The organism is Nocardia sp. NPDC047648, from assembly GCF_040642815.1.
Lineage (GTDB): Bacteria > Actinomycetota > Actinomycetes > Mycobacteriales > Mycobacteriaceae > Nocardia > Nocardia gamkensis.
Window position 1 is genome coordinate 346,153 of record NZ_JBEYSX010000001.1, and the last position, 12,420, is coordinate 358,572.

Here is a 12,420-nt window from a genome sequence, read left to right on the forward strand (position 1 = left end):
TCCCATGGCCGCGGGGAGATTCGCTCGCGCGGTAGAGCGGGGATCAGGGCAGGTAGACCCGGCTCGCCAGCCAGCGGCCTCCGACGAGTTCCATGGTCATCTCGACCCGGCTGCGATCCACTCGCGGATCCGCCGAGGCGGAATTGGTCACCGTCTGATCGATGAACAGCAGGACTTCGACCTTCGTCTCCGTCGCCGACTTGACCGCGGCGTCGAGCACCGTTCCCTTACCGGTCGCCTTGTTCTCCAGCAGCAGCTGGCGCAACTGGCCGCTCGAGCGGGTGTACATATCCCGGAACTCGCCCGTCGCGCCGTCCAGTACGGCGGCGAAATCACGGTCGAGGGTGCCCGAGTCCACGCTGGTCAGCGTCATGGCGTACGAGCGGGCCGCGGAAAGCCCGGCCGCCGCCGCGGCGTCCACGTCGCGTTCCTTCTTCAGCTGCCAGCCCAGGACGGCCGCCGCCGCTATGGCGGCGACCGCGACGGCCGCGGTGACGGGCAGCAGGGCCCGCCGGATCAGCGGGGTCACGCGCGACAGCAGGCCCGGTCGCGCGGACGCGCTCGGCTGCCGTTCGGCGGCGTCGCCGTCGGCAGGCTGCTCGGCCGGGGCCGGATCCGTCACGGCGGCCGTCTCCTCGGGCGCCTCCTCGGCCGCCTCCTCGGCTTCGCCCGGGGCGGTCGACAGCTTCCGCTCGGTCGCTACCGAGGTCGCGGTATCACTGTGGCTCATGATGACTCCTCGCTTGTGGTGGGTGTGCACTGTCAGGCCGACCGTGGCCGCGGCCGGTCATCGCCGCGGCGCGGGTGGCGGGGGCGGCAGCGGCGGTCCCGCGAACGTGAGTGGAAGCGACAGCGGCCCGATCGGGGTGGGGGTGGCCTGCTGGTCGGCACGCACGCCCGGCGGCGGGCCGTCCGGGATCTCCTCTCCCGCCGGACGTGGCGCATTGCGCGCGCCGCGGATCAGCACCGAGGGATCGTGGTCGGGACACGACGTGTACAGATAGGGCTCCGGGAAGTCCGGCAAGGACGGCGGACGGCGCGGCAGGTCGTAATCACAACTGCGGCGCGGGTACAGATTCACCAATCCCCAGACGCCGCCGTCGTGGAACGCCACGCCTATCGCGTCCAGCGTGGAACCGGCGCGCTCGGTCGGGAAGAAGAACTCCTGGAGAGCGGGCACTCGCTTGGATGTCGTGTCCGCCACCACCGCCAGGTTCTCCAGCAGCGCGGCGCCCGCGCCCGAATTCTCCGCGAGGACCGCGTCGAGCGCACGCAGGGTTCCCGGTGCGGCGGCGAGCAATTCGGCGTAACCACCGGACTTCTTCTCGACACCGCTCAGCAAGGCGTTCGTGTTGCCCGCGAACTCGATCAGACCCGGACCGAAATCACGGACGGTCGCGAGCACCGACCGGCTGTCCCGCAACAGGCTCACCGTCTGCGGGAGCACCGAATCCAGGGTGGAGACCAGGAATACGCCGCCGTCGACGATATCGGCGAGCTTGCCCGGCCCCGCCGGGCTCACGCCGAGTTCGTCCACGATGGCCGCCAGCTGGGCGGGATCCACCTGGGCCAGTGCCGAATCCAATTCGGAGAGCGTCTTCCACAGCGGCGTCGGCGTCGTGGTCGCCTCGACGGCGATCTCCGCGCCGTCGGTGAGGTACGGCCCGTCGTCGCGGGTGGGGCGGAAGTCCAGGTATTGCTCGCCGGCCAGGGACAGGCTCGCCACGCGCACCTCCCCGTCGGCGGGCACCCGGATGTCCGCGTCGACGGCGGCGACCGCGACCAGTCCCGCGCCGGTCAGCTCCACCGATTCGACCCGGCCGATCGGTACTCCGCGCAAGGTCACCTGCCGACCGGCCAGCAGGCCGCCGGAATCGGCAAGGTGCACCCGCACCGTGATCGTCGCTGCCGCCGGATCCACGCCGAGCGCGCCGAACATCAGATAGCCGACGCCCACCACCAGGGTGAGCACCAGCGCGCCCGCGGAAAGGCCCGAGCGCCTGGCTCGTCCCGCGCGCACGACCGTCACCAGCACGCGCGCAGGCAGTTCCAGCGCCGCCGCGCGCGTGCTCATCGGCCGGTTCCCGTCACCCGTTGCTGGAGCTTCAGCAGTGTGTAGGTGAGGGTGCCCACGAACGCTTCCCAATCCCGCGCGTCCGGCAGGCGGCTGGCCGGATCACCGGGATGGTTCGGGTCCGGCAGGACGCCGAGCGCCAGATCCCGCATGTCGGCGTCGACGCTCGCCGAGGTGCTGCTGGTGACGGCGATGACCGGTCCGAGCATCGCGTTCATCGCCGCCACGCTCGCGTTCGGGTCGGTCGCGGCGGCATTGAGTTCCGCGGCGATCCGGTTGATGTCGGCGACCATGCCGGTGGTGGCGGCGCCGTTCAGCCCCGGCAACTTCGCCAGCCGGCCGCTGATCTGATCCACCCGCCGGACCAGTGCCAGCGCTTGCCGCGCGTTGTCCTGCAGCGTGGTCAGCGCGGGGCCCGCCGCGAAGACCACATCGTCGATGGTGCGACGCTGGGCGTGCACCTGCCGGGTGAGCTCGTCGATCTGGGCGAGGGTGGTGCGGATGTCCTCCGAGCGGGCGGCCAGTGCCCGCACCACTCGGGTGGACTGCTCGATCAAGGCGCCGACCCGTTCGCCACGGTCGCCGACCGCTTGCCCGAGTCCGTTGACGAGAGTGGTGAGATTGCGGATCGCGCCACCGTTCACCAGCAGCGCGGCGGTGGTCAGCAACTCCTCGATGGTCGCGGCGGCAGCCGTGGCATCCCGGGCGATGCTGTCCCCGTCACGCAGTGCGGGGGTCGCCGGTGTGGCGTCCGGCGGCGGCGTCAGCGAGACGAAGACATCGCCCAGCGGGGTGGCGGTGCGCAGTTCCGCGCGCGTCCCGAGCGGCAGGACCACGCCTCGGTCGATGCCCATCGTGACGACGGCGGTGAAGTCGCGCACCGCCATGCCGGTCACCTCGCCGACGTCTGCCCCGGAGAGCCGGACTTTCGCCTTGGCGGGCAGGTTCAGCGCGTTGGCGAAGTCGGCGTGGACGGTGTACTTCGCGCCGCCGACGCCGGGCGCGGGCAACGGGAGGTCCTCCAGCCCCACCGAGCACGCCGTCGTCGTCGCCAGCACCGCGCCGAGTGCCGCGGCGCGCATCCCGAGTCTCCAGTTCGTCATCGCGGCAACCTCGACATCGCGTCGAGCATGTCGGTGATCCCGAAGTCCGGACCGAAGTCCTGCAAAGTTCCGGTCGCACAGCCGAGTTGGCGCAAGCCCAGGATATTGCACACCTCTTTGACGAGCTGACCGTCGAAGAACACCTTGTCCAGCAGCGCGTGCACCCGCACTCCGCGATACGGGAAATCGACCGCGTTGTACGCGTTGTTCAGCAGCAGCGGCGTCACATCGATGAACTCGGCCAGTTCACGCCGGTAGTCGGCGAGCGCGCGCGTCACGGTGTTCGCGTCGGCCACCGTGGACCGGATGCTCTCCGCGTTGTGCGTGAGCAGATCGTTCGCTTGCAGCAGGATCTGGTTGATCTGCGCGCCCGTCTCCCCCGCGCCGATGTTCAGATCGGCCAGCGCATCGCCCAATTGCGCGGTGGCGCCGCCGAATTCACGGATCACACCTTCGTTGTCGGCGGCGGCGCGCGCCAGGACGGCCAGTTGGTCCACGATCCCGGTGATCGCGTCGCGGACCTGCGCGCCGCCGTCGTCGCCCAGGCGCATCGCGTCGGCCAGTTCGTCCATGGTCCGGCGCAGTTGCGGGCCGCTGCCGGTGGTGATCGCCGCGGACACGCCCAGCAGCTCGGCGATCGGACCGTCGCCGGGCCGTGCGCCCTGCAATCGGCCGCCCATTCGGTCGGCGGCACCCAGCAGGCGGTCGAACTCGACCGGCGTCCTGGTGCGATCGAGTCCGATCCGAGCGCCGTCGGCCAGGGTGGGACCGCCCTGGTAGGCCGGCGTGAACTCGACGTGGCGGTCGGTGAGGACCGAGGTCGACAACGTGACGGCCTTCGCGTCGGCCGGGATGTCGACGTCGGCGTCGATCCGCATGGTCACCTCGACGTGCGAGCCGTGCGGCCGCACCGCGGTGACCTCACCGACCGGCATGCCGAGTACGGCCACCGCGTTGCCGACGTACAGGCCGGCCCCGTTGTCGAACGCGGCGGTCACGGTCGTGCCGGTCTCGCCGACCGCGTCACCGGCACATCCGGCCGACGCGCCGACCAGCAGCACCGCGCCGAACCGGACCAAGACTGATAGCGCTCTCATCGGCAGTCCTCGAAATAGGGCGGGAGGTCGATTCCGGGGGCACGGCTGCTGATGGCGCACATCCAGGAATCGATCAGCGGGCCTGCCGGTGCGGTGAAGTCGACTTCGTTCGCGGTGCCGGAGGCGTTGGCGAAGTTGCGCACCGGGACGGGCAGGATTTCCAAGGTGCTCCGCAGCAGTTGGTCGTTGCGGGCCAAGCTGCCGAGCAGTCCGTTCAAGCCGGTGATCAGCTCCTCGAGCTTCGGCCGGTCGTCGACGACCAGCACGCGCAACTGGTCGGCCAGGCGGCGGGTGCCGTCCATCAGCCGCTCGATCGCGTCGCGGCGGGCGACGATCTCGCCGAGCAGGTCGCGGCCCTGCGCCGTGATCGCGGCCAGGTCGCCGCGCTGCTCGGTGACCACGGTGGTCAACCGCTGCGTCCCCGCCAGCAGCGCGCCCAGCTCGCCGCGGCGATCGCCGATGATCGTGGCAAGCGCGCGCATGTTCTCCAGCAGTCCGGGCAGCACCGCGGGCACCCCGTCCAACTGGGTGGCGAGACTGTCGAGCGACTTGCTGATCTGCTGCGCGTCGATCTGCTCGAAGGTGACCGTGGCGTTCTCCAGGGCCTGCTGCAGGTCGTAGGGGACGGCGGTGTGGCGCAGCGCTATCCGTCGTCCGGGCAGTACGCCCTGCCCGGCGGGCCGCAGTTCCACGTAACGGGCGCCGAGTAAGGTGGTCAGCTTGATCGCGGCGCTGGTCTCCGCCCCGAGCGCCACGTTCTCGTCGACCGCCACCGTGACCACCACGTGGTCGCCGGCCAGTCGTTGCGTCTCGACGGTCCCGACCGGTACACCGGCGATGGTGACCGAGTCGCCTGGGCGCAGGCCCGCCGCCTGGGCGAATTCCACCTCGTAGGAGACCCGGCCGACGCCGAGCGCGTTGAACCCCAGCGCGGCGGCCAGGACGGCCAGCAGCGCCGCGAGCGCCAGCACGCCGAGCACACTGCGCCGGTGTGACTCGATCGGTTGCCGTAACGTCCGAATGGTTTGTGCGGCGAATTCTTTCGATTTCATACTGTCACCTGCAGATCGGTGATTGCTGGGGCTGCCCGGTCGCGGACGCGAGCCCCACGATCGTGGGCACGAGCGTGGCGAGGCTCGGGATCAGGTCGACGCCGAAATTGCACAGATAGGTGTCGAGATAGGCGCCTTCTTGGCTCACCCTGGCGAGGCCCTTCATCAGGGCGGGCAGGTTGAAGCCCAGGTAGGCGAAGTTTTCCTTGTTGTCCATGAAGTGCCGGGTGAAACCCGGTTCGCGATACAGCATTTCGTCGAGTTCCGGTTGCACGCCCGCGACCACGCCCGCCATCCGGTCGGTCAGGGTCGCCGCGGTGCTCAGCGTGCCGAGCAGTTCCTCGCGGTGCAGTGCCAGGCCGTCGATGACCGCGCGCGATCGCGTGATGAGCGCGCTCACCTCACCGCTGTGCACCGCGAGATCACCCACCACCTGGTTCAGGTTGGTGATGACCGCGCCCAGTACCTGATCCGGTCCGGCGAGCGACCGGGCCAGTGTCGAGACCTGGTCGATCAGCAGCACCACCGACGTGTTGTCCCCCTGCAAAGCCCTGATCAGTGCACCGGTCACATTGTCGACCTGGGCGGGGTCGAGTCCGCCGAACAGCGGCTCGAATCCGTTGAGCAGCGCTGAGATGTCGAAGGAGGGTTCGGTGTGCTCGAGCCGGATCTCCCCGCCCGGCCGCAGCGGGGACGGGTCACCGAAATCGGCAGGCGAGAGGCCGAGGTACCGCTGGCCGATGACGTTCTGGTAGGTGATCGACGCCTTGGTGTTGCCGGACAGCCTCTGGGCGTCCTCGACGCGGAACCGCACCCGGGCTCGCGTACCGTCCAGCTCGATCTTGTCGACGCGACCGACCCTGACCCCGGCCATGCGGACGTCGTCGCCCACCCGTAAACCGCTGACGTCGCTGAACACCGCCGAGTACGGATTGGTCCGGCCGTCGATTCCGCGGTCCAACGTCACGAAGGTGACCCACAGCAGGGCGACGGCGGCGGCCACGAAGAGGCTGACGCCGATCAGGGAGCGGCGATAGCTCATCGGGCACCTCCGCCGGGGAAGGGACCGTCACCCAGCAACGGCGCGAGCAGTGATTCCGCGCCGTCGGCTTCTCCGCTCAGGACGCGGCGGATCAGCTCCTGGAGGTCCGGCGGCAGATCCGGCGGGGACGGGTAGGTGCGCGGATCCATGGCCGGTGGCAGTTCCTGGGTGGGCGCGGCGATGGGGGCGGTGCTGCAACTGGCTCCGGCCAGTTCGCCGTAGCGGGGGCAGTCGGCCCTGGTGTAGGGCGTGTGCGGGGTGAACCGGAACTGGAACTTGCCGCGTCCGCGCGGGCTGTCCTGGTTCCAGAACTCGGTGAACCACAGGTCGGACAGTTTCTTGATCCGGACCACGATCGGCCCGAAAGCCGGTGAGCCGTCGGCGAAGACGTCGAGCACCGGACCCATCTGATTCACCACGGTGACCATCTGATCGGTGCGCCGGTCCAGCGTGTCACCGACCGAGGACAGGGTCGTGCCACCGGCCGACAGCAGCCCGACGAGTTGCTGGTTCTGCTCGGCGAAGGTTCGCATGGGCAGGACGGCGTGGTGCAGCGCGTCCAGCAGATCGGGCGCGGAGGCGTTCAGGGCGCGCACGGCGCCGGCCAGCACGGTCAGCGTGGGCGGACCGCCGTCCGCGGTGAGCAGCGCGTCGAATTCCCTGGTGATGCGCTCGAGTTGCGCGCCGGCCGCGACGATGTCGGCGCCACGGCGGTCGGTCGCCGTCGCCACCGCGGCCAGCACGCCCACGGTGTTGCTCGCGCCGATCCGCGCCGCGCTCGCGATGATCTCGCGCAGTTTGGTGAGGGCGGTCTGCAACTGCACCGTCGACAGACCGCGATCCTGGCGGATTTCGGCATGCGGGGGCAGCGCGGAGCCGGGACCGTTGTCCACCAACTGGACCGACGACACGGCGAAGACATTGCTCGGGACCACCCGCGCGGTCACCGTTCGCGGGATCTCCGCCGCGGCAACGGGATCCAGGAGAAGCCGCACCCGGTTGGGACCGCCGGCGGCAGGCGCGACCTCGGCCACGGTGCCGACCAGCATGCCGCGGAACTTCACGTCCGACCGGGCGGGCAGCCCGTCGCCGAGTTGTTCCAGCAGGGCGGTCACTTCCACCTTGTCGTCGAAGCGGCCGGTGGATTTCATCAGCAGCACCGTCACGACCGCCACAGTGACCACGACGAGGATCAGCCCGCGCACGAGCAGCGAGATCACCGAGGGGCCGCGCCCGTCTTTCTCGAACAGGATCGACATGGTCATCCTCCGAGCCTCGCGCTGGCGCCGATGCCCCAGAGCGCAATCGTGAGCAGCAGATTGACGACGATCATCAGCGAGATCGCCGCGCGCATCGCCCGCCCGGCGGCGATGCCGACCCCTTGCGGGCCACCGGCGGCGTAGAAGCCGTAGTAGCACTGGACGGTCGAGGTGAGGATCACGAAGACGACCGCCTTGAGCAGCGAGTAGACGATGTCCGGTCCGTTGAGCACCAGTTGGAAGTAGTGCTCGTAGGTCCCCGCGGACAGCCCTCCGGACAGCCCGACCACCACGCGCACCGCGAGATAGTTCACCGCGAGGCACACCACATACAGCGGGATCATCGCGAGTACCGAGGCCAGGATCCGGGTGCTGACCAGATACGGGATCGAGCGAATGCCCATCGACTCCATCGCCTCGATCTCCTCGGCGATGCCCATGGCGCCCAACTGCGCGGTGAACCGGCAACCCGCCTGGGCCGCGAACGCCAGCGAGGCCATGATCGGAGCCAGTTCCCGCGTGGAGGCGGTCGAGGCGATCAACCCGACCGTCGGCTCCATTCCGAGCAGATGCAAGGCGTTGTAGCCTTCCAGGCCCACGATGGCCCCACCGGCGGCGCCCAGCACGATGATGACGCCTGCCGTGCCGCCACCGACGACGATCGAACCGTTGCCCCACGTGACATCGGAGAGGATGCGCACGAACTCGGTTCGGTAGTGGCGCAGCATGACCGGTATCGAGAACAGCGCCCGCAGGAAGAACGTCATCATGTGCCCGAGCCGCATGACAGCGGTACCCAGGCGAGCGAGCCCGCGCAGCGCGACGCGGGTCCCCGGCGGGCGGTACGGCGCGGCCATCACAACCCCTGCCGGGGCAGCAGGATCATCGACAGCTGGGTGACGCCGACGTTCACGGTCATCAACAGCAGGATCGAGGCCACCACGGTCGAGTTGACCGAGTTGGCCACGCCGGCGGGACCGCCCTTGGTGGACAGTCCCTTCTCGCACGCGACGACGGCCACGATGGCGCCGTAGACGACGGCTTTGAACAGTGTCAGCACCAGGTCGCTCACCGTCGCGAACGACGCGAAGGTGGCCACGAAACTGCCGGGCGCCCCGCTCTGGACGAAGACGTTGAACAGGTATCCGGCCAGGAAGCCGACGAAGCAGACGACACCGGTCAGCGAAACGCCGACGACCACCGCGGCGGCCAGGCGCGGTACGACCAGCCGCCGCACCACCGACACCCCCATCACCTCCATGGCGTCCAGTTCGTCCCGGATCTTCCGGGAGCCGAGATCCGCGCAGATCGCCGAGCCGACGGCGGCGGCCATGAGCAGCGCGGCCACCATCGGCGCCCCTTGCCGGATGACCGCCAGGCCGCTCGCCGCCCCCGCCAATGAGGTGGCGCCGACCTGCCCGGCCAGCAGGCCGAACTGGATCGAGAGCGTCACCCCGATCGGCAACGACACGAAGATCGTCGGCAGCACGGCCGCCGAGGCCATGAACGCCGCTTGCCGGACGAACTCGGCGAACGCGAACCGTCCGGTCGCGATGTCCACGCACAGGTATTGCAGTGCGCGCACGCCCAGCACGAACTGGCCGCCGACGGTTTCCAGGGCGGTGACGGGATGGCGGCGCAGATAGCCCCGGAACCACGCGGTGATCTCCCGGGTCGCCGACGAGGCGCCGCTGTCGGCGGCCGCACGCGTGTTCTCGCGCGCGTCGGTCTCGCGGGAAATCATCATCGATCTCGAAACTCTTCGGGCCGGCATCCGTGGACGAGCGCGCGAGAATGATCCGAAACAGGTTTATTCCACGCGAGCTCCCCGCACTGCGGTGCGAGGAATGGCCGGACATTCGAACGGTCCAGTGACTGCCACGCTTCCGGAGCGTCGAGAATATGTTCCCGGAATGCCGGCTCGGCTGTCCGGCTCGAATTTCGCCCCGAACTCACTCCGACGACGAAGCGTCACATCGCTATTGTGCGTGCCGTTACATCACGAGTCAATAGCGGGAGGAACGGACTGTAGCGATTCGATCGAGCACGAAAACCTATGAACGGCAGGATGATGAAAGCACAAATGGAGTGGCGGAGCGTCCCCACCACTCGAATCGGCGCAGTTTCGCGGAAACGGCAATTCGTTTCCGAAAACGTATTGTTTTACTCGAGCCGACGCGCGACGATATGCGCGCATGCCACGGAATCGGCGCCCCGATCGACCGCCGCTCACCGTGGCCCTGTTACGAGCCTCCTGACTACCCGCGTCCACTGTCTCGTACCACTCGGCATCAGGACACCGCATCGAATCGACCGGCGCGGATGCCCAGTGCCGAGCGGGTGCCCAGCACCCTGCTGTGCACATGCATAGCACGGAGGTGGACAATGCGTCAATAGAACCGGCGCCCGGTACTACGATACGAATTGATCCGATGACCGAATATTCCCGAAGGAGGCCGGTGGATGCCATCGTCCCGCAGGATCGGAGCACCCGACGCCAAGAATCGCGGCGTCCTGATCGACGCCGCCGAACAGCTGCTGCTGGAAGAGGGATGGGCGGCGGTGACCTCCCGCCGGGTGGCCGAGCGCGCCGGACTCAAACCGCAACTGGTGCACTACTACTTCCGATCCATGGACGAACTGCTGCTCGAAATCTTCCGGCGCCGCGCGGAGCAAGGACTCGAACTCCAGGCAGAGATGATGAAAACGGAAGAACCACTGCGCGCACTGTGGGATTTCAGCACCGACGCGACGGCGGTGCGCTTCACCATGGAATTCGTCGGACTGTCCAACCATCGGCCCGCGATACGAGAGGCGGTGGCCGGCTACGCGGAGCGATTCCGGAGCATCCAAACCGAGGTTTTGCAGCGAATTCTGAACGAATACGAATTCGATACCTCGCGCTTTCCGCCCGCGGCCATGGCGGTGCTGATGACGAGCGTTTCCCGCGTGGTCGTGCTGGAGCGGGCGCTCGGCATGTCCGGCGGCCACGCCGAAGCCTTCGAGCTGGTCGAACGCGAGATCGACAGGCTGGAGGGCAAACGCGGCGACGCCGGGCCGGGCATCGCCTGACCGGCGGCGACCGGCTGGGTTCAGCGTGCCGGAACCAGATCCACCTCGCAGCGGTATGCCGGCGGCCGGAGTTCACCGGTCCGGAACGCCTCGCTCGCGCCGACGTCCTCGGCGGGCAGTCCCGCCGCGCTGAGGGCGCACGACTTGAAAGCCCGTGCCGCCACACTCATCCGATGCTGCGCGTGATCGACCCGGTGCTCCAGTTCGGCGGGCAGGTCCACGCCCCACAAGGCGACTTCGGTGAGGCCGCGATCGAGGCAGTCGAGCACCCCGGCGCGCACCCGGTCGTCGGACCGGTAGGTCTGCGCGGCCACGGCGACGGCCGTCGGCCAGGTGTCGTGCACCGGCGTGGTCAGCGACTGTTCCAGGTCGAGCACCGTGGCGCCGAGAATCCGCAGCGGACGCACGTTCGCGTGGTCGGCGACCAGAACTGTCACCTCCCACCCGGCGGTGGTGCGGTCGAACAGCCAGCCGCCCGCGTGACGGATCACCTCGGTCGCACTCGGCGCGACGACCGCCAAGCGGTAGCGCAGCGGATGCCGCCGCGCATGGGCTCGCCAGCGTGCGACGGAGTGGAGTTCCCGAACACCTCGGTCGATGGAATCGACGGATCGTCTGACCATGGTTACCCATCCCGTAATCGAACGTGCAGTTCAGGGCAGGTCCGACCGCGAAACTTGGGTGAGCGCACGCGGTCTCGCCGACACCGGAATCGGCGAAGCCGTGCTCGGCGGCGCCCGCACGTCGAGCCGAACGGTCGAAGCCGGAGCGGACGGCACGCCAGGGCTGATGACGGAGCCCGTGCCGCTCCACCGGAAACCTACCGAACACACCGTAAATCGGTTCTTCCTGCTGTGATAATGACCTTCCAGATTTGCATTATGTGATTTACATCACATACATGCCGAAGCGGGCCCGCTCCCGCGCGTCACCCACCGGTGCACGACCTGAAATCACTTGACGCGATTCATCACTCGATCGGCAGCGCGCCAGTGCTCGTCGGCTACCCAGAGCCGGGCGAACTCCATGACAGCCTCCTCCACGGGGACACCGCCGATCACCCGTTTGATCGCAGCGGCAGGCTCGCTCGCCAGGGACCGGGCCACAGCCCGCCAGCCCTTGTCGAATTCGGCACGCGGCAGCACCTTGTCCACCAAGCCGACTCGCTCGGCGGACGCGGCGTCGAGAATGGCGCCCGAACCGGCGAGCAGCAGCGCCCGTCCCGGCCCGACCAGCCGGGTCAGTCGCTCGGCGCCACCCCACGCCGGCATGATCGCCAGCGACACCTGATTGAACCCGATCTTGATGTCGTCGGCCGCGATCCGGATGTCCGCGGCCACCGCCACCTCGGCGCCGCCCCCGAGCGCGTGCCCGTTGAGTGCGGCGATCACCGGGCCGGGGAACGCGGCCAGCCGGTCGCAGATGCCGCGCATCCGCCGGGCCATGGCCGCCGCCTGCTCTTCGGTGCGCAGCGCGGCGAGTTCCTTCAGATCCCCGCCGGAGACGAAAGCGCGATCCCCCGCCCCGGTGATGACCAGCGCGCGGGCATCGGCGGCGGCGTCGATCGCCTTCTCCAGTTCGTCCATCGTGCCGGGCGCGATGGCGTTGCGGGCGTGCGGGCGATTGATGGTGACGACCGCCAATCCCGCATCCAGCTCGAACTCGACCATAACTTGTTCTCCTACAGGGAAATATGATTCTCTTATCGAGAGAACTATAGG

The 12,420-nt window shown here is 68.8% G+C and carries 13 protein-coding genes; 2 read left to right on the forward strand and 11 right to left on the reverse strand.

The annotated features are described in order from the left end of the window. Positions 1–43: 43 nt before the first annotated feature. From ABZ803_RS01585 to ABZ803_RS01625, 9 genes are read right to left on the reverse strand one after another with little or no spacing between them, the layout of a single operon-like run. Positions 44–730, reverse strand: a complete 687-nt coding sequence (locus ABZ803_RS01585; protein WP_357031294.1) for a hypothetical protein — start codon at positions 728–730, stop codon at positions 44–46. 57 nt (positions 731–787) lie between these two features. Then, the gene (locus ABZ803_RS01590; protein ID WP_357031296.1) at positions 788–2,074 is read right to left on the reverse strand and encodes an MlaD family protein; all 1,287 of its coding nucleotides are present in this window, start codon (positions 2,072–2,074) and stop codon (positions 788–790) included. Continuing rightward, entirely contained in the window at positions 2,071–3,177 is a 1,107-nt protein-coding gene (locus tag ABZ803_RS01595; protein WP_357031299.1) for an MlaD family protein, read from the reverse strand. Before ABZ803_RS01595 ends, ABZ803_RS01590 begins: the two co-directional genes overlap by 4 nt. After that, positions 3,174–4,274: an MCE family protein gene (locus ABZ803_RS01600; RefSeq protein WP_357031302.1), complete on the reverse strand. Its 1,101-nt coding sequence runs from the start codon at positions 4,272–4,274 to the stop codon at positions 3,174–3,176. The genes ABZ803_RS01595 and ABZ803_RS01600 overlap by 4 nt, the downstream gene beginning before the upstream one ends. Next, positions 4,271–5,326, reverse strand: a complete 1,056-nt coding sequence (locus ABZ803_RS01605; protein ID WP_357031305.1) for an MCE family protein — start codon at positions 5,324–5,326, stop codon at positions 4,271–4,273. The genes ABZ803_RS01600 and ABZ803_RS01605 overlap by 4 nt, the downstream gene beginning before the upstream one ends. Positions 5,327–5,330: 4 nt before the next feature. Continuing rightward, a complete protein-coding gene (locus ABZ803_RS01610) occupies positions 5,331–6,368 on the reverse strand; it encodes an MlaD family protein (RefSeq protein WP_357031308.1) in 1,038 nt (345 codons plus the stop codon). Next, entirely contained in the window at positions 6,365–7,633 is a 1,269-nt protein-coding gene (locus tag ABZ803_RS01615; RefSeq protein ID WP_357031311.1) for an MCE family protein, read from the reverse strand. Before ABZ803_RS01615 ends, ABZ803_RS01610 begins: the two co-directional genes overlap by 4 nt. Further along, positions 7,630–8,484: an ABC transporter permease gene (locus tag ABZ803_RS01620; protein WP_357031314.1), complete on the reverse strand. Its 855-nt coding sequence runs from the start codon at positions 8,482–8,484 to the stop codon at positions 7,630–7,632. Before ABZ803_RS01620 ends, ABZ803_RS01615 begins: the two co-directional genes overlap by 4 nt. Further along, positions 8,484–9,374, reverse strand: a complete 891-nt coding sequence (locus ABZ803_RS01625; RefSeq protein WP_357031317.1) for an ABC transporter permease — start codon at positions 9,372–9,374, stop codon at positions 8,484–8,486. Before ABZ803_RS01625 ends, ABZ803_RS01620 begins: the two co-directional genes overlap by 1 nt. 716 nt (positions 9,375–10,090) lie before the next feature. Here ABZ803_RS01625 and ABZ803_RS01630 point away from each other — a divergent pair. Next, entirely contained in the window at positions 10,091–10,699 is a 609-nt protein-coding gene (locus ABZ803_RS01630; RefSeq protein WP_357031320.1) for a TetR/AcrR family transcriptional regulator, read from the forward strand. Between the two features lie 20 nt (positions 10,700–10,719). Here the strand turns inward: ABZ803_RS01630 and ABZ803_RS01635 are convergent, their stop codons facing one another. After that, positions 10,720–11,322: a hypothetical protein gene (locus ABZ803_RS01635; protein ID WP_357031323.1), complete on the reverse strand. Its 603-nt coding sequence runs from the start codon at positions 11,320–11,322 to the stop codon at positions 10,720–10,722. Between ABZ803_RS01635 and ABZ803_RS01640 the strand changes: the two genes are divergently transcribed. After that, entirely contained in the window at positions 11,321–11,557 is a 237-nt protein-coding gene (locus ABZ803_RS01640) for a hypothetical protein (RefSeq protein WP_357031326.1), read from the forward strand. The two genes, ABZ803_RS01635 and ABZ803_RS01640, sit on opposite strands and share 2 nt — an antisense overlap. Before the next feature lie 95 nt (positions 11,558–11,652). On the opposite strand, the gene ABZ803_RS01645 is transcribed toward ABZ803_RS01640, so the two are convergent. Beyond that, positions 11,653–12,369 carry an enoyl-CoA hydratase/isomerase family protein gene (locus tag ABZ803_RS01645; protein ID WP_357031329.1) on the reverse strand — a complete coding sequence of 239 codons (717 nt, stop codon included), beginning with the start codon at positions 12,367–12,369 and terminating at the stop codon, positions 11,653–11,655. Positions 12,370–12,420 lie beyond the last annotated feature (51 nt).

What these genes read in the sequence shown, in the direction of transcription:
- ABZ803_RS01585 (WP_357031294.1), bottom strand. Translation starts at nt 730, where the DNA reads ATGAGCCACAGTGATACCGCGACCTCGGTAGCGACCGAGCGGAAGCTG.
- ABZ803_RS01590 (WP_357031296.1), bottom strand. Translation starts at nt 2,074, where the DNA reads ATGAGCACGCGCGCGGCGGCGCTGGAACTGCCTGCGCGCGTGCTGGTG.
- ABZ803_RS01595 (WP_357031299.1), bottom strand. Translation starts at nt 3,177, where the DNA reads ATGACGAACTGGAGACTCGGGATGCGCGCCGCGGCACTCGGCGCGGTG.
- ABZ803_RS01600 (WP_357031302.1), bottom strand. Translation starts at nt 4,274, where the DNA reads ATGAGAGCGCTATCAGTCTTGGTCCGGTTCGGCGCGGTGCTGCTGGTC.
- ABZ803_RS01605 (WP_357031305.1), bottom strand. Translation starts at nt 5,326, where the DNA reads ATGAAATCGAAAGAATTCGCCGCACAAACCATTCGGACGTTACGGCAA.
- ABZ803_RS01610 (WP_357031308.1), bottom strand. Translation starts at nt 6,368, where the DNA reads ATGAGCTATCGCCGCTCCCTGATCGGCGTCAGCCTCTTCGTGGCCGCC.
- ABZ803_RS01615 (WP_357031311.1), bottom strand. Translation starts at nt 7,633, where the DNA reads ATGACCATGTCGATCCTGTTCGAGAAAGACGGGCGCGGCCCCTCGGTG.
- ABZ803_RS01620 (WP_357031314.1), bottom strand. Translation starts at nt 8,484, where the DNA reads ATGGCCGCGCCGTACCGCCCGCCGGGGACCCGCGTCGCGCTGCGCGGG.
- ABZ803_RS01625 (WP_357031317.1), bottom strand. Translation starts at nt 9,374, where the DNA reads ATGATGATTTCCCGCGAGACCGACGCGCGCGAGAACACGCGTGCGGCC.
- ABZ803_RS01630 (WP_357031320.1), top strand. Translation starts at nt 10,091, where the DNA reads ATGCCATCGTCCCGCAGGATCGGAGCACCCGACGCCAAGAATCGCGGC.
- ABZ803_RS01640 (WP_357031326.1), top strand. Translation starts at nt 11,321, where the DNA reads ATGGTTACCCATCCCGTAATCGAACGTGCAGTTCAGGGCAGGTCCGAC.
- ABZ803_RS01635 (WP_357031323.1), bottom strand. Translation starts at nt 11,322, where the DNA reads ATGGTCAGACGATCCGTCGATTCCATCGACCGAGGTGTTCGGGAACTC.
- ABZ803_RS01645 (WP_357031329.1), bottom strand. Translation starts at nt 12,369, where the DNA reads ATGGTCGAGTTCGAGCTGGATGCGGGATTGGCGGTCGTCACCATCAAT.